Here is an 18,461-nt window from a genome sequence, read left to right as displayed (position 1 = left end):
CCTGAGGAACGAAGGTCGGGAGCATTCGCGACCCTGGGGTCAAGGGGCTTTAGCCCCCTGCCGCCGGAGGCGTTTTTTAACTAAAAATCCATCCCAATCAAGGATTAAAGATATGAGCGAAAAGACGAAACTGACGTATGCCGACGCAGGCGTGGATATTGAAGAGGGCGCTGCGGCCGTTGAGAAGATGAAAGCCTATGTGCAGGAGACCTTCACCAAGGGTGTCCTGGGTGGCCTGGGCGGTTTCGGCGGGCTTTTTGAGCTGGACCTGGAAGGCTACAAAAAGCCGGTTCTGGTCTCCGGCACCGACGGGGTGGGCACCAAGCTGAAGATCGCCTTTCTCACGGACGTCCACGATTCCGCCGGCATCGACCTGGTGGCCATGTGCGTCAACGATATCCTGGTCCAGGGCGCCAAGCCCCTCTTCTTCCTCGACTACATTGCAACGGGCCGCATCAGCTCCGACAAGGTGGCCGACATCGTCAAGGGCATTGCCGAGGGCTGCAAGCAGTCCGGGGCCTCCCTCATCGGCGGCGAGACCGCTGAGATGCCCGGTTTCTACACCGACGACGAGTACGACATCGCGGGCTTTACCGTGGGCATCGTGGAAAAAGAGAAGATCATCGACGGCAGCAAGATCAAGGAGGGAGACGTCCTCATCGGCCTGCCCTCTTCGGGTATCCACTCCAACGGCTACTCCCTGGTGAGAAAGCTCTTCTTCGACGTGCTGGAGATGAAGGTGAGCGACCAGGTGGACGAGTTGGGCATGACCCTGGGCGAGGCCCTCATCGCCCCCACCAAGATCTACGTCAAAGAGATCCTGGAGATCCTTGCCAACCACCCGGTCAACGGCATGGTCCACGTCACCGGCGGGGGCTTTACCGAAAACATCCCCCGGGTCCTGCCCGAGGGCCTGGGTGCCGATATCACCATGGGCAGCTGGGAGATGCATCCCCTCTTCCCCCTGATCCAGGAAAAAGGCAACATCGACGAAGCCGAGATGTTCAAGACCTTTAACATGGGCATCGGTTTTATCCTCGCCGTGGACCCGAAAGAGGCCGACGCCGTCATGGCCACCATGGATGCCATGGGCGAAAAAGCCTACCGCATCGGCACCGTCACCCAGGGCGAAGGGGTCCGGTACATCAAGTAAAAAAACGGTTCAGCTTGCCTCCGGCGGCCCTGCCGGAGGTAAACAAAACAGTGGCAAAACCGGTAACAAAGTGGGCCTCTTTGCCACAGAACAACAGAATGGAACCCTCCATCCCCTCGCACCCGAACCACCTTTTTTCACCATGCCACCCCCCGCCATCTGCGGCGATACGCCTTCCCAGCCACTTTTCCCCCCAAGATACCCATTGAATTTTTTCTTCATTATCTTCGGTATTTTGGTATCATTGAGCGTACCGTTTCCCGGGGTGACTGTCACCACACCCGAACGTTTCTGAAACGCGTTGCCGCTCGCCAGCGCCAAAGCGCCCCGCACCCTGCCTTTTTTCCATGAAAACCCTGCGGCTCAGCCCGCGCATGGCGTGCCTTCCCACAACAGATAACCGCAACCCCATGAAAGACCACTTGCCATGAAACACTACGCTGTCGGTTTTGACATCGGTACGGATTCTGTGCACTCGGTTGTTCTAACGCCCCGGTTGGAAGTGGAGTACGCCCCGGAGGCCCTGATGCACTTCGGCAACCCCGCAGACGCTCTCAAAGAGATATTTGACGAGATCATCTCGCGCTACGGCCAGGAGAACATCGCCACAACGGCCTTTACCGGAAGCGGCGGCGAGTACTTTGCCCAGGCCCTGAAGGTCCCCTTTTTCTATGACACCCTCACCATCCCCGCAGGGGTGGGGATCATTGCGCCATGGGCCGACCACATCTTCCACATCGGTGCCAAGGACCCCTACTATTTCAGGCGTGAGACCATCCAGGAGGCAAACGGCTCCAGGGCCTTTGTGCCGGATCACGCCACCGGCACCAAGTGCGGCGGGGGCAGCGGCATCCTCATGGCCAAACAGTGCCGCCGGTTTTTCGAAGGAGAAGTGCCCGTCAGCCTGGGAGACGACCGCAAAACCAACCGGGCCCTTCTCCAGCAGCAACTGGAGACCATCTTCGGCAAAGCCGAAGGGGCCTTGGGGGCAGCCACCCGGGACATCGACGTGGGGGGCAGGTGCGGGGTGGTGATCCAGTCCGACATGATCCACCTCCAGAACCGGGGGGAAGAGATTCCCAATATCCTGAAGGGCCTGTGCGACCGCATTGTCAAGAACTACCGGTCCGATGTCCTCAAAACAAGGGCCTTTGGCGAAGCCGAGCGGGCCGTGGTCACCGGGGGAATCTTCGGCAACCACCACCTCGTGGATCTCCTTGCCGAAACGTTGAACCTCTCCATCGAGGTCCCCGAGCTGTTCCGCAGCGCAGGTGCCATTGGGGCTGTGATCTGTGCCGGGCATGTTCCGGCCACCTTCCGCAGCGACGCCCTTACCGCCCTTTCCCAGGCGGAAAAAAGCACCGTCAAGACCGCCCCTGCCCTCTCCTCGGCCCTGGACAAGGTGCGTATCTACGATGAACCCGCCCGCACCACCAAAATCAAAGATCTCTCCGTGTTCGACACAAGCGACCCTGCCCATCGGGAGGTCATCCTGGGCATGGACGGCGGCTCCACCACCACCAAGGCCATTGTGGCCGACGCCTCAACCCTTGCCATCGTGGCCGAGATCTGCCTCAACACCAACGGCCGTCCCCTTCAGGCCGCAAAGGAGATCCTCCGGCAGATCCGGGACACCCTGGGAGACGATCTCACCATCCGGGCCGTGGCCTACACGGGCTCGTCCGGGGCCTTCTACCACAAGCTCTTCACCGACACAGGACAAAACCCGGAGCAGGCGTCCATGGACATCGTCAAGGACGAGATCACCTGCCACGCCTACGGGGTCAAACACTTCAACGACAAGGTGGACACCATCTTCGAGCTGGGGGGCCAGGACGCCAAGTTCACCCTCTTCAACACAGACGGTACCGTCAAGAAATCCCGCATGAACTTAAGCTGCATGGCCGGTACCGGCCAGACCATGCAGAACATGGTAGAGATGATCGGCCTGGATATCGGCACGAGCTTCCATGAGTACGCCTTGAGGGCCGAAAGGACCCCCATCGTGGACGACACCTGCGGCGTCTTCACCGAGGCCGGCATCGCCCGCCTCGTGGCCCTGGGGTTTCCCAAGGAGGAGGTGGCCGCGGCCATCGCCTACGGGTTCATGGGGGGCTACGTCAACAAGTTCATCGGCAACGAGCCCTTCGGGGACTTTGCATCGGCCCAGGGCGGTCCCTTCAAGGGCACGGCCTGCCTTGCCGCCCTCTCCCTGCACACGGGCATGGAGGTGCACGCCTTTCCCCACCGGCAGCTCTTCGGCGCCCTGGGAGCCGCCATCGCCGCCCACCAGGCCTTGGAGACCTGCCGCAAAAAGGGAATACCTGCGGACTGCAAATTCAGGGGCCTGGGCCTTGCCGACACCGAGTTCACCACCTCGGAGGCCCTCTGCAGCCGCCTGATCTCCGACTCCTGCTCCTTGAAAGACTGCAAGCTCCAGGTCTACACCGTGGGCCACGACCGGGTCCTCTCGGGCGGGGCATGCCCCAAGGGCAACACGGACTCGGGCTCTGCCAAGGCGCCGGACTACGTGGCCAAGTACAAGAAGATCATGAACCGACACCTCACCCGCTTTACGAGTCCCCTGGACTCGCCGTCGGACAAAGAGCGGGTCCTCATCCCCCGAAGCCTCACCTTCCTCAACGAAAAAGGAATCTTCTACGCGGCCCTGTATCATCACCTGGGCTTTGAGGTGGCCCTCTCCCCGGAGTCCGACGACCGGATCACAAACTTAGGGATCCACTATTCCCACTCCGAGACCTGCTTTCCGGTGAAACTGGCCCATGGCCACGCCGCTTTTCTCAAAGAGCATGTCAGGCAGGGAAAAGACAAAATCCTGCTGGTCAACGCCATCGGCGCCCTGTGGGAGAAAAACCGTTTCTGCCCCTATGTGGCCGGAGACGGCTTCCTGGCCAAGGATGCCGTGGGCATCGACAACGGGGACGTGCTGCTTCCGGTGCTCCACTTCGACGATTCGGCCCACCCCATGGAAAAGGCGGTGTGGGAGGACCTCTCCCGGGTGTTCGGCACCCGCTTCACCCTGGGCCGGGTGTTTGAGGCTGTGGAAAGTGCCCGCAAGGCCGAGGCCGAGTGCCTCTTTGACATCTACAGCCGGGGAGAAAAGATCATCGAAGGGCTCACGGCCAAGGGAGAAAACATCTTCATGGGCATCGGCCGGGGCTACACCCTGCTGGACAACAAGGCCGGATCCCGTATCCACGAACTCTTCGCCTCCCACGGCCTCCACTTTGTGCCCGCCTTTTTTACCAGGCCCCCGGAGTTCGATATCAGCGACATTGCCGAAAACATGTACTGGGTCCAGGGCAAAACCATCATCCGGTACACCCTGGAGACCGCCCTTGGACCGAACCTCTACCCGGTGCGGGCCACCAACTTCAACTGCGGCACCGACTCCATCCTCCTCTACCACGAGGAGGCCATCATGAACAAAGCGGGGAAACCCCACCTGATCCTCCAGACAGACGGCCACTCCAGCAACGCCCAGTTCGGCACCCGCACCCTGGCCAACAACGAGGTGGTGAAGACCCATCGGCCCAAGCCCGTTCGCCTGGCGGACTTCCGGCGAAAAATAAGGCCGGTGGTCCTCAAAAACAAACGCGTCGGCATCCCCTACATGGGGGACAACTCCCATGTGCTGGCCGCCACCTTCCGAAGCATGGGCTTCACCGCCGAGGTTATGCCCACCCAGACCGGCAGGGCCCAGGAGATCGCCCGCAAGATGGTGGGCACCAACACCTGCATGCCCTTTGCCTACCAGGTGGGGGACTGCCTGGCCTGGCTTTACAGCCTCATGGACCAGGGCATCAACCCCAACACCGAAGCCGTGGTCTTCCAGCCCATGGCCCAGGGCCCCTGCCGATTCGGCCAGTATCACGTCATCTTAAAGCAGCTCTTCAGGGAAAACGGCCTGGGCAACGTGGACATCCTGAGCCCGGATGCGGAAAAGGATTACACCAACGTGCCCGTCTCCGACTGGGAAATCCTGAGGCAGGCGGCCGGGCTCTTCAAGGGCACCTCCTGCCTGGATATCCTGGGCAACGCCCTGCTGCGGACACGGCCCTACGAAAAAGAGGCGGGCTCTACCCAGGCCCTCTACGACAGCCTCACCGACGAGCTCTACACCATGGTTGCCAGACGTGCGGGTTCAAAGGAGTATCTCGCCTTCATGGCCCGTGCCCAGGAAGGCTTTCAGGGCCTCATCGACCCGGGTATCCCCAGAAAACCCGTGGTGGTTATCAACGGAGAGATTTTTGTCAGGCTCCACCGAAACGCCAACCAGGAGTCCATCCTGCTTTTGGAAAAATACGGGCTGGAGGTGATGCTCTCCCCCCTGGGCCAGTGGATGGGATACACCAACAAAACAGCCATCGAAGAGTTCAAAAAAGCCTACAACTGGAAACGCCTGGTCCTGTCCATGATCAAAAAGAGCTACATGCAGAGCCGGGGCAAAAAACTCACCGCGCCCTTCCGGGACTTTCTCAAAGGCAGGGAGAGCCACGACTCCGAGCACCTCCTCAGCCAGATTCAGAAAGACCTGGTGTACGACCGGCACATCCAGGGAGAATCGCCCATTTCCATCGGCGAGGCCTACCTTTTCACCAAGGGAGAGATGCCACGCATCAGCGGCATCTACCATGTGGGACCCTTCGGATGCATGCAGGAGACAGCAGCCACCTCCCAGATTCAGTCCATCACCCAGAAGCACAGGATGCACGCCGGCTCTCCTTCCGATCGCATCGTCCCCTTCATGGACGCGGTCTTCGGGGATTCGGAGCTGCCCAATCTGGAAGCGGAGATCGCTGCCTTTGCCCAGAAATGCTACCTGAAGCAGGAGATGCAGGGAAATCAGGGGATAGGGGATAGGGGATAGGGGATAGGGGATAGGGGATAGGGGATAGGGGATAGGGGATAGGGGATAGGGGATAGGAAAAATGCTGTATGATGGACCCTTTGGTAAAGAAAAACCAGGATCATGAGAAAAAAAAGATAGAGGCTTCGGGCGCCTGACCGTATACTGACGCATCAACAGCCAACAGAGAGGACCGACACATGACATTCCTACGCACCCTGGCAGCTTTCACCTTCGTGGCCCTTCTCGCCCTGTCTGCCCCCTTCGCCCATGCCGCGTCCAAGGGGCAGACCGTCTACGTTCCGGTCTACTCCCATATCTACAGCGGGAACATGGGAAAGCCCTTTGACCTGGCCGTGACCTTAAGCATCCGCAACACCGATCCCCACAGCCCCATCACCATCAGCCGTGTGGACTACTACGGATCAAAAGGTAAACTCATCAGGCGCCACATCAAAAAGCCCCAGACCATCGCGCCCCTGGCCGCCACCCGCTTCATCCTCAAGGAGTCCGACAAAACCGGGGGTTCAGGCGCCAGCTTCATCGTCTCCTGGGAAGCAGACAGCCCCATCACCCCGGCCCTCATCGAGACCATCATGATCAGCACCCGGGCCCAGCAGGGCATCTCCTTTACCTCAAGGGGCCAGGTCCTCCGGGAAAAATAACCCGGGTTCGCGAATGCTCCACCCCTCGTTCCTCGGGGTGTCGCATTCGCTTACGGGCTGCGCCCGTGGGCAGTGGCTTGGGTATTCATGGTCAAAAAACGTCAACCGATTCTGCTAAAGCAATAGCACCGCTTGCTCGTTCCCAGGCTCCGCCTGGGAATGCTCCCCGGAGGCTCTGCCTCCATCTTTTGCTACCACCGAAGCCTGTGAGCCCCCCACCTGCTTAATTTCATACTCCGGCAAGGCAGAGCCTTGGAGCGAAACGAGCACACAGCAGCGTAACGAAAAAATGCCTCCGGCAAATCGCCGGAGGCATTCAGATGAATACCGGTTCTACAAAGTAACAGCACCGCTTCCTCACCCGGCCAAATCTTGTGACAGTACGCATACAGTCACCAGCGTTGGTGGCGGGCGAAGCCCGCGGCGAACGCCCTTGCGATTTGCCCTGAGGAACGAAGGGCGAAACGCAAGGGCAATCAGCTTTCGAGGTGGCTCACCTCGCCGCCGGAGGCTGTTTTTCCCTCCCTGAGCCCTTGTCTCACTTAGGGCGTCCACCCCAGCCCCACCCGTTTGGCCGTAATGCGTCTGTCCAGGCGTTCAGCGGCCTCTTCCGGATCTTTTTCAATGATAAACCGCGCGCCCACAAGGTCTTCGAGGCCTTCGGTGGCGAGGTGTGTCACGGTGTCGGAACCCAGGATATTGGGGGGATGGCCCAGGTGGGTCTCGATGCCTGAGGCCACGGCGTAGAGACCGATGGCGGCGGCTTTTTCCGAGTACCACTCCGGGGAGGAGGCGGCCACGGGAAGGTCGGAGATATCCACGCCGCAGGTTTCGGCAAGAAGTGCGCAGAGCTGAAGGATCCGTGCGTTATCCACGCAGCTGCCCATGTGGAGCACCGGGGGGATGCCCAGGGATCCGCACACCTCTTTGAGCCCGGGACCGGCCATGTCGATGCCCTCGGGCACGAGGAGTCCGGCCTTGCCCGCAGCAGTGGTGACGCAGCCCGTCACCAGCACGAGGATGTCCTTTTTAATAAGGGCCTTTGCCAGGCCCACGTTCAGGGCATCCTGGGTGAACTTGGGATTGTTGCATCCCACGATGCCCACCACGCCCCGGATGGCGCCCCGCTTCATGGCCTCGATGAGGGGATCGGGGGTGCCGCCCACGGCCGCCAGGATCGCCTCGTTGGAGAACCCGGTCATGATGGGGACCTGCTCGTCGGGGATTTCTACCCTGGAGGCATCCCGCTCAACAAAGGCATCCACGGCCATGGCAACGATCTCCATGGCCTTTTCCATGGCGTTTTCCGGATGAATGTCAAAATGGGTGGCCCCGGTAAAACGCGCTTTGCCCGAGGTGGTTATGAACCGGGTGTGGTAGCAGCCGGAGATCTGGACCATGCTGGGCATGATGCACTGATAGTCCACCACCACGGCTTCCACGGCGCCGGTGACAATGGAGAGTTCGGTCATGAGGTGGTTCCCGGCCATGGGAATCCCCTGACGCATCAGCAGCTCGTTGCCCGTGCAGCACAGGCCGCAGACGTTGATGCCGGACGCCCCGGCTGCCCGGGCCCGGTCCACGAGCTCCGGCAGGCGGGCCGCGGCCAGGATCATCTCCGAGACAACGGGGTTGTGGCCGTGGACCAGGATATTGACCTGGTCTTTCTTGAGCACCCCCAGGCTGGCCGTGGACTTAGACGGCGTGGGGGTGCCGAAAATGATGTCCGAAAGCTCGGTGCCGATCATGGACCCGGCCCATCCGTCGGCAAGGGCCGTGCGCGCCGCATGGATCAGGGTGCTCGGGGCGTCGTTGTCGCAACCCATGTGGGTTCGGTGCATCATCTCGGCGATCTCACGATCCACGCCCCGAGGGGTCATGCCCAGCTTGTTCCAGGTCTCGCGTCGACGTGCAGGCACCCGCTGCAAAAAGGCCACTTCGGCCTTTCGGCTCCCGAAATCCCCGAAGAGCACCTCGGCGAGGTCTCCGGCGATCTCTGTGTCCGGGCGAGCCTCTGTCTCCACGCCCAACTCCCCGGCAATGCGAATGAGCTTGTCCTGATCCCGGATCCCGTAGTCCGGGCACTGGCCCTCGGCCACCCCGGCCAGCACCTCAATGAGGTCCCGGCCATGGTCGGAGTGACCCGCAGCCCCGCCGGCGATAAACCGGCCGAAGTTGCGGGCCACCACCACATCTGCGTCGGCGCCGCACACGCCCCGCTGCATCTTGCCGCCCTTTTTCGGGCTGATGCGGCAGGGCCCCATGGTGCAGTTCCGACACGTGGTGCCGAGCTCGCAGAATTTGCAGTGGGGGGTCTGCTGTTCCAGGCGCTCCCATGCCGTTTCAATGCCTTCAGTCCGGGCTTTTTTGATCATCGCCCGGGCGTCATCCCACATGGAAAGCTCTTCCACCGTCCGTTTTTCCTTTGCCATGCCGACCTCCTTCATCTCCCGGTGCCCACGCCTCGCAGAACCCTTCCGGCAAGGCCCGCGACACCCCACGGTTATATCGTCACCTTACCAGAGTCCAGGCACCGCTTCTGTCGCCCAGCCGACATAACCCACCGAAGTCAAATGAATCAGCGGGCCAGCTCTTCAAGCCGTGGGGTGTCTTCGATGCGGTAGACCCCGCGGCCCAGCTTTTGGATGATGCCGGAGCGGCCCATGTCGGCAAGGAGGGTGGAGGCTGTCTGGCGGGACATGCCCAGGTGGAGGGCAAGCTCTTCGATGGTCACGGCAAGGCGTACCACGGGCCCTTCTGGCTCGTTTCGGGCTTCGGAGAGGAGAAAAGCGGCAAGGCGTGCGGTGCTGTCGCTGAAGACGAGGCTGTCGATGATCTGAAAGGCGTTTTTCAAGAGGCCCCCCAGCACCCGGACCATGGCCTGGGTCACGGCCGGGGCCTGCATCATCTCCCGGTGAAAGGTCCCCACGTCCGTGACGAGAAGGGCCCCGTCGGTGAGGGCCACCACATGGGCGCCGGTGTGGCTGCTGTAGATATCCCCGGCCTCCAGCACCGCAAAGGTGAACTCTTTCTCCTCATAGGCCCTGAACACGCGCAGGCGCCCTTCAGCCACCACGAACACCTCGTTGGGGGAGTCCTCGGGAAAGGCGATGGTCTCGTTTTTCACATAGCGCCGCCTTCGAAAGGCTTTTTTCATGGATGCATACTCGGGGCGTTCCAGCTCCTCAAGCAGACTCATCGTTGATATTTTCATGCCGGTCCGACCTCCTCATCCCAGGGGAAAAACAGTAGATCTATGGGTGCACTCGACTCGTGAAATATCCGGGGTTACCTTTTGACTATCCACAAAAGACCAACGGGTTGTCAACTTGATGTTCCTGCTTTATTCCCTTTTTCGGACTTTCCCGGAAAAAAACAGCAAAAGTTAAAATTGGTGGCGATTGCGTACCTGTAATTTTTCACAAAACGCTTTCATATACTAAGGAATCTATTTCTATGTGTGAATTGCGTTACGATAGATTAACAGCGTGTATTCATTGCGAATATATTGAATTTCTCTCACCTTGCGTGTATAACGGTTCCTTTATTTGTGACTGTTTTCTGGTGTAATCATTTTTATTCTCGGTGCGACACGTGGTTTTCAAGGGAACACCGTTGTTCCCGGCACACCGAACCGCAAGTAAGGAGGGCCAGATGAGCGAGCGAGTAGAGCGTGAATATGAACTGAAAAGAGCCGGCGCTGCGGAAGCCATGGCGGGAGTGACATCGGGCGACCGAATCTTTTACGGGGAGTTCACCCTCTTCCCGAGATTGTGCGATGCCGCCCTGGCCGCCCAGAAAGACCGGGTCACCGGAGTCAACGTGGACAGCGTCTGCTTCACCCAGATGCCCAAAGTGGCCGAGGTGGACCCCGAAGGCAAACACTTCATCCTCAACGACTGGCACTTCGGAGGCGTCAGCCGAAAACTTCACAAGCAGGGCCGCTGCAACTACATCCCCCTGACCTATCACCAGGGCCCCCGCATCATGCGGAAGTACCAGAACTACGACATCGTCGTCCTCACCACAGGTCCCATGGACGAGCGTGGCTACTTCAACTACGGCCTCTCCAACTCCATGAGTTCCGCGGCCGTGGACAAGGCCCGGCGCGTGGTGGTGGAGGTGAACCCCAACGTGCCCAACTGCCTGGGCGGCAACCAGGAATCCATCCACATCAGCCGCGTGGACGCCGTGGTGGAGGGTCGCACCGACACCCTCGTGGAAGTCCCCGGAGCCAACGCCTCGGACATCGACCGGGCCATTGCAGCCCACATCATGGAGGTCATCGAAGACGGCTCCTGTCTCCAGCTGGGCATCGGCGCCCTGCCCAACGTCATCGGCAGCATGCTGGCGGAGAGCGACCTCAAGGACCTGGGGGTTCACACCGAGATGCTGGTGGACTCCTGTGTGGATCTTTATGAGTGCGGCAAGATCACCGGGGCCAGGAAAGTCATCGACAAGTACAAGATGGCCTACACCTTTGCCATGGGCACCCAGAAGCTCTACGACTTCCTCCACAACAACCCCACCTGCGCCTCCTATCCGGTGCACTACATCAACGACCCCAAGATCGTGGCCTTAAACCCCAAGGTGGTGGCCGTCAACAACGCGGTGGCCATCGACCTCTTCAGCCAGGTCTGCTCCGAATCCGCAGGCACCCGCCAGGTCTCGGGCACCGGGGGACAGCTCGACTTCATCTTCGGCGCCTTCGGCTCCAAGGGCGGCAAGGGGATCATCGGTATCAGCTCCACCTACACCGACAGCAAAGGCGAGGTACACTCCCGCATCAACCCCACCCTGGCCCCGGGCTCCATTGTCACCCTGCCCCGATCCCTGGTCCAGTACGTGGCCACCGAGTACGGAATGGTACAGCTCAAGGGCAAGTCCACGGTGGAGCGGGCCCAGGCCCTCATCAGCATTGCCCACCCCGACTTCCGTGACGAGCTCGCCAACCAGGCAGCTGCCATGGGAATCGGATAAGGTCGCGAATGCACTTGAACACCCTGCCCGTCCAACCTGCAGGCGACCGTTTCCTCAAGGAACGGTCGCCCGCGGGCGTCCCCATGTGAGGTCGTGAATCCCAATAGGAAACAAAATCACCTTGTGGTATCGTGGGCCCGACACAAAGACGGCCTCAACCACAGGAACCCCACGGGATGACACACCAAACCGCCATGATTTACGACCAGGACGACTTTTACGACGAAACCTTCACCCATGTGGACGCCACGGGCGCCAACCTCTCCGGCAAGGTCTTCGAAGGGTGTGCCTTCGAGCATTGCACCTTTTCAGACACCACCCTCACCAACACCACCTTTGAAAACTGCACCTTCCACTCCTCCTCCCTGATGATGTCCGAGGTGCTGCGCACCACCTTTGACGGGGTCCGGTTCGAGGCATGCAAGATCGCGGGCATCAACTTCAGCACCCTCAACGATTTCTGCATCAACCTGGCCTATGTCAAGACCAGGCTCATCTCCTGCACCTTCACCGGCCTCGACCTCAGGAAAACCCCCTTTTCGGACTGCACCATCGAAGAGACCAACTTCCGCGAGTGCACCCTCAGGGACACCGATTTTACCAACGTCCAGTTCCGCGCCACCACCTTCTCCAGCTGCGCCTTCAAAGATGCCGACTTCAGGGGCGCCGCAGGCTTCACCATCAACCCCTGCCACAACAACCTCAAAGGGGCCATCTTCGACCGAGGCAACGCCTTCCAGCTCCTCCAGCCCTTCGGCATCGTCCTCGGATAACCCAGATAAAACGGCTGGCGAAAGCAAGCCTCCGGCGGCGAGGTGAGCCACCTCGAAAGCATATTGCCCTTGCGCTTTGTCCCTCGTTTCTCGGGCCAAAGCGCAAGGGCCTTCGGCTCGGGCTTCGCCCGACATAAACGCTGATGGTTTATGCTGGCTGACACACAAGCTTCGAATCAACAGGATACGTTGTCGTCACTTGTCCGTTACCGAATTTAACCGCACTACCTCCGGCGGAAAGGTGGGGGCTTCTGAAAACCCTCTGGCGAAGGCATGAAGGCAACCATTTTACCCGCGTTATCGGGGCATTCGCGTGATGTGTGACCTCTGGCAACCGTCTTTGCAGGAAAGGCCCGTTAGCATTCTCCCCCGAACGCCTTTGCCCTCTGGAGCGCCGCACTTTGTGCGGCACGGATAACGACGGACTAAAAAGCCGCACCGGAGTGCGGCGCTCCGTTTCGGTCGATTTTTCTCGTTTTTTTTTCACTATTCGGGGCACCTCCGGCAAAGTCACCAGAGACTTTTTTCAGCTGCACCGTCTCAGTAAAAGGGGGTAATGAAAACTCAGGAGGGGGGAATTACGGGGCTTTGTTGTTGGTGCGGTAGACAAAGGCAAGGAGTTCGGCCACCACGGCGTAGATCTCTTCGGGGATCTCCATGTCGAGGTCCAGGGCGGCCAGGACCTCCACCAGGTCGGGGTCGCTCTGGATGGGCACCCCGTGTTCCCGGGCCAGGTCGATGATCTTTTCGGCCATGGGCCCGCGTCCCTTGGCCTTGACTTTGGGCGCGTTGCCCTCGCCGGTCTTGTACCCTAAGGCCACGGCGGTCTGCCGTTTTTTATCAGATGGAGACATGAAGCCCATCCATTGCGTCCACCAGCTCATCCACCAGGGAGGTACCCGCCATCACGGCCCGGTCCACGCGCTGCACGTTCATCTTTCTCACGGAAAAACCTCTCTCGGCCAGGCTGTGGTTCAGCGTTTCAAGATCCTCTGCGAGGAGGGTTTCGGCCTCCGGGGTTGTTACGGAAAAGGTGCCGGTCACCGCCCCTTTAAGCAGGGAAATATCGGCCCGGAGTTCTCCGAGACGGGTGAGGTCCAGGAGCATGGAAACCCTCGTCACCCGGTCCTTTGCGTCGCCGCCCGAGGCGCCCTCCTCCCCCCGGTCGATGAGGAGCTGGCCAAAGCTTAGGTTGCCGTCCATCACAATGGGCAGGGGCAAAAGAAAGCGACCGGACACCTCACCTGTGGCGCGGTTCACCACCTGGAGTTTTTCAATGCCGTCGATAAGGGCTTTCACCGCCTTTCCGATGGGTTCTTCCCGCTTCACGGCCCGGGCAAGCTTCAGAGAGAGGCCCTTTAAGTCTTCTTCGCCTTCTCCCCCTCCCTGCATGAGGTTGTGTTCATGCATGAGGCCGGACTGGCGCACCATGCGCCGAATATCTTCCACGCCACTCTTTCCGGGTTTTACGGCAATCTGGGAGACAAAGCGCTGGAGTTTTTCTTTCAGATGGGTGGCGGCGGTGGCTCCCTTGGCCGGAAGGTCGGTGCCAAAGAGGGTAAAAAGATGCTGGAACGGTCCCTGACGGCCCAGGTTTCGAAGGGCCACGAGGTAGCGGCCCACGGGATGGTTTGCAAAGGTCAGGCGGCGCAGGGCGATGTGCTCTGTGCCCACATCGGTGACACGCATGTGCATGAGGGCCCCGCTCTTCATGGGCTGGTTCACGGTGGCCTCCACCTCCCGCTTGCCGATCTTGAGGGTGGCGGTGCCGTCGGGGTTGGCCTGAACCACCCGTGCCCTCACCACCCGTCCCGGCGCCAGGGGCCGGGGCCCGGCGGGTTTTCCGCTTCCGAATCCAAAAAAAGAGACCATTGCCTGTGCCCGTCAACGCGTGTCGTGTGATCCGGCAGCTCGCGGGATGCCCCTGCGCTGCCTTGGCTTTCGTCCGTTGAAGCTGCTTTGTCTCTTTCTCTTCGGTCGTTCCTTTAAAAAACCTTAACGCGAATACCGGGTATTGCCGTGTTTTCAGGCCCATGGGTATTCAGAAAAGGGCTACAACCGTGCCACCAGCATCACCCCGGCGCCTGCCAGCCCGTACCAGACCATGATTTTCACCACCCCTTCCCACCTTGCTCCGTCCCATGAACAACGAAGCTCCGCCTTCATCAACCGGGAGTCCTCCGCCGTAAAAAGGGTTTTGATCACCTGCCACACCGCTCCGACTGTTTGTCTCATACCCCACCTCAATGAACGTAAATAATACTGTCTTTACACTACACCGGTGTGGTAATTTTCATCCAATCGTAAGAGCGGATCAGCCTCTTCACAAATCCTGATCAGGGGGAAACCGTGGAAATCTACCAGTTGAAAACCTTTGTGGCGGTGGCGGAAGAAGCCCACCTGACCCGCGCGGCCGAGCGGCTCAACACCAGCCAGCCCGCCGTCAGCGCCCACATCAAAGCCCTTGAGGAGACCCTGGGCACGACTTTGTTCCACCGCACCCCCAAAGGCATGGTCCTTACCGATGAAGGCAAGGTCTTGAAGGCCTCGGCCGAAACCATCCTGGAGGCAACCCGCGCCATGGAACTCCAGGCCCAGAAACTGCGCCGGGAACTCACCGGGGACCTGCGCATCGGGCTCAACTCAGACCCGTCCGGACTCAGGGTCGCCCCCTTTGCCACCTGGCTCAAAAACCGGCACCCCGGGGTGCACCTCTCCTACCACCAGAGCATCTCCGGCAAAATTCTCCTGGATTTGAAAGCGGGTGTCATCGACGGCGGATTTTACTACGGGTCGTGCCCCCACAATGAGATCTCCGGTCTCTTTCTCCAAAAGATCGACCTGGTGATAGCCGGGCCCGCCGACTGGTCAGACCAGATCAAAGGAGCGTCCTGGCAAGCCATCGCCTCCCTGCCCTGGGTGGGGTTTCCACCCCACTGCCCTTACAACGAAGCCCTGACGCCCCTGATGCAGCATGGCGGCATTCGACCGGGCACGGCCATGCTTTCGGACAACGAATCCACCATCACCACCATGGTCCAGTCCGGCATCGGCCTCTCCATCATGCTGCGCGACGAGGCGCTAAAGGCTGAAAAAGCAGGCACCCTTGCTATCTGGGACGGCGAAGACCTGACCCTGCCCCTTTCCTTCGGGTATGCAAAAAAGCGGGAAAACGAGCCCGTGATCCAGGCGGCCCTGGAGGGCATTGCAGAAGTGTTCCGAAAAAGCGGGTAAATTTAGGTAATAGGTGATAGGTGATAGGTGATAGGTGATAGGTGATAGAAAATACCCCATCGCCTATAACCTATCACCTGTTTTTCCTATCACCCGTTTTCCCTATCACCCGTTTTCCCTATCACCCGTTTTTCCTATCACCTATTTCCTGTCTCACCTCTCCCACCCCAACAGCACCCCGAAGGTCACCATCAGCACCCCGGTGATGCCGTCCATGATGCGGCGGACCTTCTCCTTCATCAGGATGGCCTTGGCGCGGTTCACCATGGCGGCAAGGCCCGTCTGCCACACCATGGCGATGGCAAAGTGCAGGCCGGCGAGCCCTAAGGCCTGTGCCAGGGCCGGACGGGCCGGGTCGATGAACTGGGGCAGAAAGGCCATGTAAAAGACAATGGGTTTGGGGTTTAAGACATTGGAGAGAAAGCCCTCCCGAAGGGAACGGCCCACGCGAAAGTCACCGAAGCCCGGAGGGATCTCGGCGTCTGTGTCCCCGTTCCCCTTGGCAACGGCCGACCGCAGGCTCACAATCCCCAGCCAGATAAGGTAAGCGGCCCCTGCGAGTTTGAGCAGCCCGAAGGCCATGGCAGAGTGCAGGAGAATCACCGAGATCCCCACGGCGGAAAAGGCGGCATGGACAAAAAGCCCCGAGCAAATGCCCAGGCTGGTAAAAAAGCCGTCCTTCACGGCGCCCCGGGTGGTGTTTCGGATCACCAGGAGGGTATCGACGCCCGGGGTGACGGTGAGCAGGGTGATGGCAATGGTATAGGCAACCAGGTTCTGTTCCATGGGGATCTCCTCAAATGAATTCAGATCAGGTGGCCATCATGGGCCAGAGCGGGAAAACTGTCAATGGAGGGAAGGGCCCCTTGCAGGGTTAACGCACTTCGATTTTTGCCTCGGCGGTCCTGCCGGGGGCAAAACGTTTGAAAAGTTGGACAAACAGGCTTTGTTTTTTGAAGATGCGTCACTACAGAGCATAGCCCCTCTTCTTTTTTAATTACCGGAACGTTTTTGCGGAGCTTTTTTCAAAAAGCGACCCGCCGGAGGCAAGGCGTCCCCGACAAAAAAACGGGCACATGAATCCATGCGCCCGTTCGGGTAAGAGGGGTGAACCGGTCCTTCTCACCGACTGCCGGGAAGCTGGCCTTTCCGCAAGCAGCCGGGGCAGGGCCCGGAAAAAATCCGTGCCGGGATGTTCCCGAAGCGAATCAGAACCCCCAGCAGCAATCGGACCGGTTGTTGTCGTAAGCGCCGGTGGCACTTCGCCGCCGCTCGTTCTCCACCATCACGCCGGTCTGGTATGCCTTTACGCCTTCGTCATGGGGAAGGACCGCGTAACCACCGATCCAGGGCTGTTTTTCCGCCAGGACATCAAGCTCTTTCAGGGTTTGCTCCGCCTCCATGACCTGGTCGGTGTTTTCGGAGACATAATCCCGGGGGATATGCACCTTGTTGACAGCGACTCGCAGATCGCCGTTGCTCATCTCCTTGGCCTGGACCTTCATGACGTTCCCCTCACCGTTGGTGAAATAGCTGATGCCGTCCAGGCCCGACATCAATGCCTGGGTCCCCAGTTCATGGAGCTCGGTGCCGGGTTGGGCCACCGTGCCCTTGGTAAAGTCAAAAAGCCCTGCAACAGCAGGGCCGGAGGAGAAGCTGAACGCCACCATAACAACGGTCACGGTGACGATATGAAACGTTATGCCTTTGAAGGTACTCATATGATGATGCCTCTATCTTAGGATGTATCAAAGCCGGTGAAGCCCGGCCAAATGGTTTATTTCGCGATGCCCGGGGGCACCGATGCCTCTTGGGATAATGTGCGTCCGGTTGTCATGGGTTCCTGCACCACATACCGGGTTCGCGGTTGGGTTTTATGGGTAACGCCTGGGAAAGGTCAGCCGGGTCAAGGGATCATGGGAGGGGGAATACGGAGTCGTGTGGAAGTCGTCATGCCGGGTACCAGCTGCGCTCCCTTCCTGCGGGTTGTTATTTCACGTTTTCACAACATCTTTCTCTGTTCAGCGGCAAGGGACTCCGAGCCATAAGAACGGAAACCGTGTTGCCTGTCCCTTTGATATTGGGGAGCTCCCATGGGGGGCTCCCCGGATCACCTGCAAGGCAGGGTCGACTTAGTTGTCGCGCTGGTGGTTCCTGTTGAACTCGTTTTCCACCATCACGCCGAGCTTATACGCCTTCACCCCTTCGTCATGGGGCAGCACCGCGTACCCGCCGACCCAGGGCTGTTGTTCGGAGAGCGTTGCCAGGCTGTTCCAGGTGCGCTCTGCCTCAAGGGTCTGATCATGGGTATCAGCGACATAATTTTGCGGGATATGGACACGCCTGACGGCAACACGCAGATCCCCGTTGGCCATCTCTTTGGCCCGGACCTCCACCACACGGCCCTCGCCGTTGGTGAAATAGCTGACACCGCCGAGCCCGCGATCAAGGGCCTCGGTGCCTAAGGCATGGAGGTCACTGCCCGGAGCGGCCACCCTGCCTTGGGTGAAATCAAACAAACCGGCATGGGCCGGTGTCACGGCCATGACAAATGCTGCAATCACGGCTGTAAAAAACACATGCACATAGGCTCTTTTCACGGTCTTCATAACGGATCCTCCCTTACTCTATACATACCGGTCAACACCGGCTGGATCGTCTTTTGGATAGAAACGCTGTATGGGTAAGAGAAGTTACACAAAGCGTGCCACGGCAGGTCTCGGGCCACCATAAAAAGAATGCCCCGCCGAATCGGGACATGCACGTGGGCTCAGGGCAAGGCACCC

The 18,461-nt window shown here is 59.7% G+C and carries 14 protein-coding genes; 6 read left to right on the top strand and 8 right to left on the bottom strand.

All coding sequences use genetic code 11. The features are described from left to right. The first annotated feature begins 112 nt into the window (after nucleotides 1–112). The 3 genes from purM (at nucleotide 113) to ACOYW0_RS16450 (ending at nucleotide 6,688) form a co-directional block, all read left to right on the top strand. A complete protein-coding gene (gene purM, locus ACOYW0_RS16460) occupies nucleotides 113–1,153 on the top strand; it encodes a phosphoribosylformylglycinamidine cyclo-ligase (protein WP_482414918.1) in 1,041 nt (346 codons plus the stop codon). Nucleotides 1,154–1,580: 427 nt separating this feature from the next. Next, on the top strand, nucleotides 1,581–6,044 hold the full coding sequence (locus tag ACOYW0_RS16455; RefSeq protein ID WP_482414917.1) for a BadF/BadG/BcrA/BcrD ATPase family protein: 4,464 nt from the start codon (nucleotides 1,581–1,583) through the stop codon (nucleotides 6,042–6,044). A 179-nt stretch (nucleotides 6,045–6,223) separates the two neighbouring features. Further along, the gene (locus ACOYW0_RS16450; protein ID WP_482414916.1) at nucleotides 6,224–6,688 is read left to right on the top strand and encodes a DUF3124 domain-containing protein; all 465 of its coding nucleotides are present in this window, start codon (nucleotides 6,224–6,226) and stop codon (nucleotides 6,686–6,688) included. Between the two features lie 542 nt (nucleotides 6,689–7,230). On the opposite strand, the gene cooS is transcribed toward ACOYW0_RS16450, so the two are convergent. Together cooS and ACOYW0_RS16440 are read right to left on the bottom strand one after the other, a co-directional pair. Then, nucleotides 7,231–9,120 (bottom strand): anaerobic carbon-monoxide dehydrogenase catalytic subunit, encoded by a 1,890-nt coding sequence (gene cooS, locus ACOYW0_RS16445; protein ID WP_482414915.1) that lies wholly within the window; start codon nucleotides 9,118–9,120, stop codon nucleotides 7,231–7,233. 146 nt (nucleotides 9,121–9,266) lie between these two features. Next, nucleotides 9,267–9,902 (bottom strand): Crp/Fnr family transcriptional regulator, encoded by a 636-nt coding sequence (locus ACOYW0_RS16440; RefSeq protein ID WP_482414914.1) that lies wholly within the window; start codon nucleotides 9,900–9,902, stop codon nucleotides 9,267–9,269. A 440-nt stretch (nucleotides 9,903–10,342) separates the two neighbouring features. Between ACOYW0_RS16440 and ACOYW0_RS16435 the strand changes: the two genes are divergently transcribed. Next, a complete protein-coding gene (locus tag ACOYW0_RS16435; RefSeq protein ID WP_482414913.1) occupies nucleotides 10,343–11,668 on the top strand; it encodes an acetyl-CoA hydrolase/transferase family protein in 1,326 nt (441 codons plus the stop codon). 176 nt (nucleotides 11,669–11,844) lie between these two features. Beyond that, entirely contained in the window at nucleotides 11,845–12,441 is a 597-nt protein-coding gene (locus tag ACOYW0_RS16430; RefSeq protein ID WP_482414912.1) for a pentapeptide repeat-containing protein, read from the top strand. Between the two features lie 578 nt (nucleotides 12,442–13,019). Here ACOYW0_RS16430 and ACOYW0_RS16425 read toward each other — a convergent pair. The 3 genes from ACOYW0_RS16425 to ACOYW0_RS16415 all read right to left on the bottom strand — a co-directional run bounded on the left by ACOYW0_RS16425 (nucleotide 13,020) and on the right by ACOYW0_RS16415 (nucleotide 14,676). Further along, nucleotides 13,020–13,295, bottom strand: coding sequence for an EscU/YscU/HrcU family type III secretion system export apparatus switch protein (locus tag ACOYW0_RS16425; protein ID WP_218950920.1), 276 nt, complete (start codon nucleotides 13,293–13,295; stop codon nucleotides 13,020–13,022). Next, nucleotides 13,282–14,313, bottom strand: coding sequence for a flagellar hook-length control protein FliK (fliK, locus tag ACOYW0_RS16420; protein WP_482414911.1), 1,032 nt, complete (start codon nucleotides 14,311–14,313; stop codon nucleotides 13,282–13,284). The genes ACOYW0_RS16425 and fliK overlap by 14 nt, the downstream gene beginning before the upstream one ends. A 180-nt stretch (nucleotides 14,314–14,493) precedes the next feature. Continuing rightward, nucleotides 14,494–14,676, bottom strand: a complete 183-nt coding sequence (locus ACOYW0_RS16415; RefSeq protein ID WP_482414910.1) for a hypothetical protein — start codon at nucleotides 14,674–14,676, stop codon at nucleotides 14,494–14,496. Between the two features lie 114 nt (nucleotides 14,677–14,790). Here ACOYW0_RS16415 and ACOYW0_RS16410 point away from each other — a divergent pair, with 114 nt between their 5' ends. Further along, nucleotides 14,791–15,675 carry a LysR family transcriptional regulator gene (locus ACOYW0_RS16410; protein ID WP_482414909.1) on the top strand — a complete coding sequence of 295 codons (885 nt, stop codon included), beginning with the start codon at nucleotides 14,791–14,793 and terminating at the stop codon, nucleotides 15,673–15,675. Nucleotides 15,676–15,828: 153 nt separating this feature from the next. On the opposite strand, the gene ACOYW0_RS16405 is transcribed toward ACOYW0_RS16410, so the two are convergent. The 3 genes from ACOYW0_RS16405 to ACOYW0_RS16395 all read right to left on the bottom strand — a co-directional run bounded on the left by ACOYW0_RS16405 (nucleotide 15,829) and on the right by ACOYW0_RS16395 (nucleotide 18,284). Further along, a complete protein-coding gene (locus ACOYW0_RS16405) occupies nucleotides 15,829–16,461 on the bottom strand; it encodes a LysE family translocator (RefSeq protein ID WP_482414908.1) in 633 nt (210 codons plus the stop codon). A 422-nt stretch (nucleotides 16,462–16,883) separates the two neighbouring features. Then, nucleotides 16,884–17,396 carry a hypothetical protein gene (locus ACOYW0_RS16400; protein WP_482414907.1) on the bottom strand — a complete coding sequence of 171 codons (513 nt, stop codon included), beginning with the start codon at nucleotides 17,394–17,396 and terminating at the stop codon, nucleotides 16,884–16,886. Nucleotides 17,397–17,807: 411 nt separating this feature from the next. Then, nucleotides 17,808–18,284: a hypothetical protein gene (locus tag ACOYW0_RS16395; RefSeq protein ID WP_482414906.1), complete on the bottom strand. Its 477-nt coding sequence runs from the start codon at nucleotides 18,282–18,284 to the stop codon at nucleotides 17,808–17,810. Nucleotides 18,285–18,461: the final 177 nt, after the last annotated feature.

The sequence above is a fragment of the Desulfoluna sp. HI9BLuna genome, assembly GCF_056829775.1.
The sequence above is the reverse complement of the archived record's forward strand: the minus strand, read 5'-3'. Positions and strand labels throughout refer to the sequence as shown.

Bases quoted from the DNA above. Each gene is read 5' to 3' on its own strand.
- purM (WP_482414918.1), top strand. From the start codon at position 113: ATGAGCGAAAAGACGAAACTGACGTATGCCGACGCAGGCGTGGATATT.
- ACOYW0_RS16455 (WP_482414917.1), top strand. From the start codon at position 1,581: ATGAAACACTACGCTGTCGGTTTTGACATCGGTACGGATTCTGTGCAC.
- ACOYW0_RS16450 (WP_482414916.1), top strand. From the start codon at position 6,224: ATGACATTCCTACGCACCCTGGCAGCTTTCACCTTCGTGGCCCTTCTC.
- cooS (WP_482414915.1), bottom strand. From the start codon at position 9,120: ATGGCAAAGGAAAAACGGACGGTGGAAGAGCTTTCCATGTGGGATGAC.
- ACOYW0_RS16440 (WP_482414914.1), bottom strand. From the start codon at position 9,902: ATGAAAATATCAACGATGAGTCTGCTTGAGGAGCTGGAACGCCCCGAG.
- ACOYW0_RS16435 (WP_482414913.1), top strand. From the start codon at position 10,343: ATGAGCGAGCGAGTAGAGCGTGAATATGAACTGAAAAGAGCCGGCGCT.
- ACOYW0_RS16430 (WP_482414912.1), top strand. From the start codon at position 11,845: ATGACACACCAAACCGCCATGATTTACGACCAGGACGACTTTTACGAC.
- ACOYW0_RS16425 (WP_218950920.1), bottom strand. From the start codon at position 13,295: ATGTCTCCATCTGATAAAAAACGGCAGACCGCCGTGGCCTTAGGGTAC.
- fliK (WP_482414911.1), bottom strand. From the start codon at position 14,313: ATGGTCTCTTTTTTTGGATTCGGAAGCGGAAAACCCGCCGGGCCCCGG.
- ACOYW0_RS16415 (WP_482414910.1), bottom strand. From the start codon at position 14,676: ATGAGACAAACAGTCGGAGCGGTGTGGCAGGTGATCAAAACCCTTTTT.
- ACOYW0_RS16405 (WP_482414908.1), bottom strand. From the start codon at position 16,461: ATGGAACAGAACCTGGTTGCCTATACCATTGCCATCACCCTGCTCACC.
- ACOYW0_RS16400 (WP_482414907.1), bottom strand. From the start codon at position 17,396: ATGAGTACCTTCAAAGGCATAACGTTTCATATCGTCACCGTGACCGTT.
- ACOYW0_RS16395 (WP_482414906.1), bottom strand. From the start codon at position 18,284: ATGAAGACCGTGAAAAGAGCCTATGTGCATGTGTTTTTTACAGCCGTG.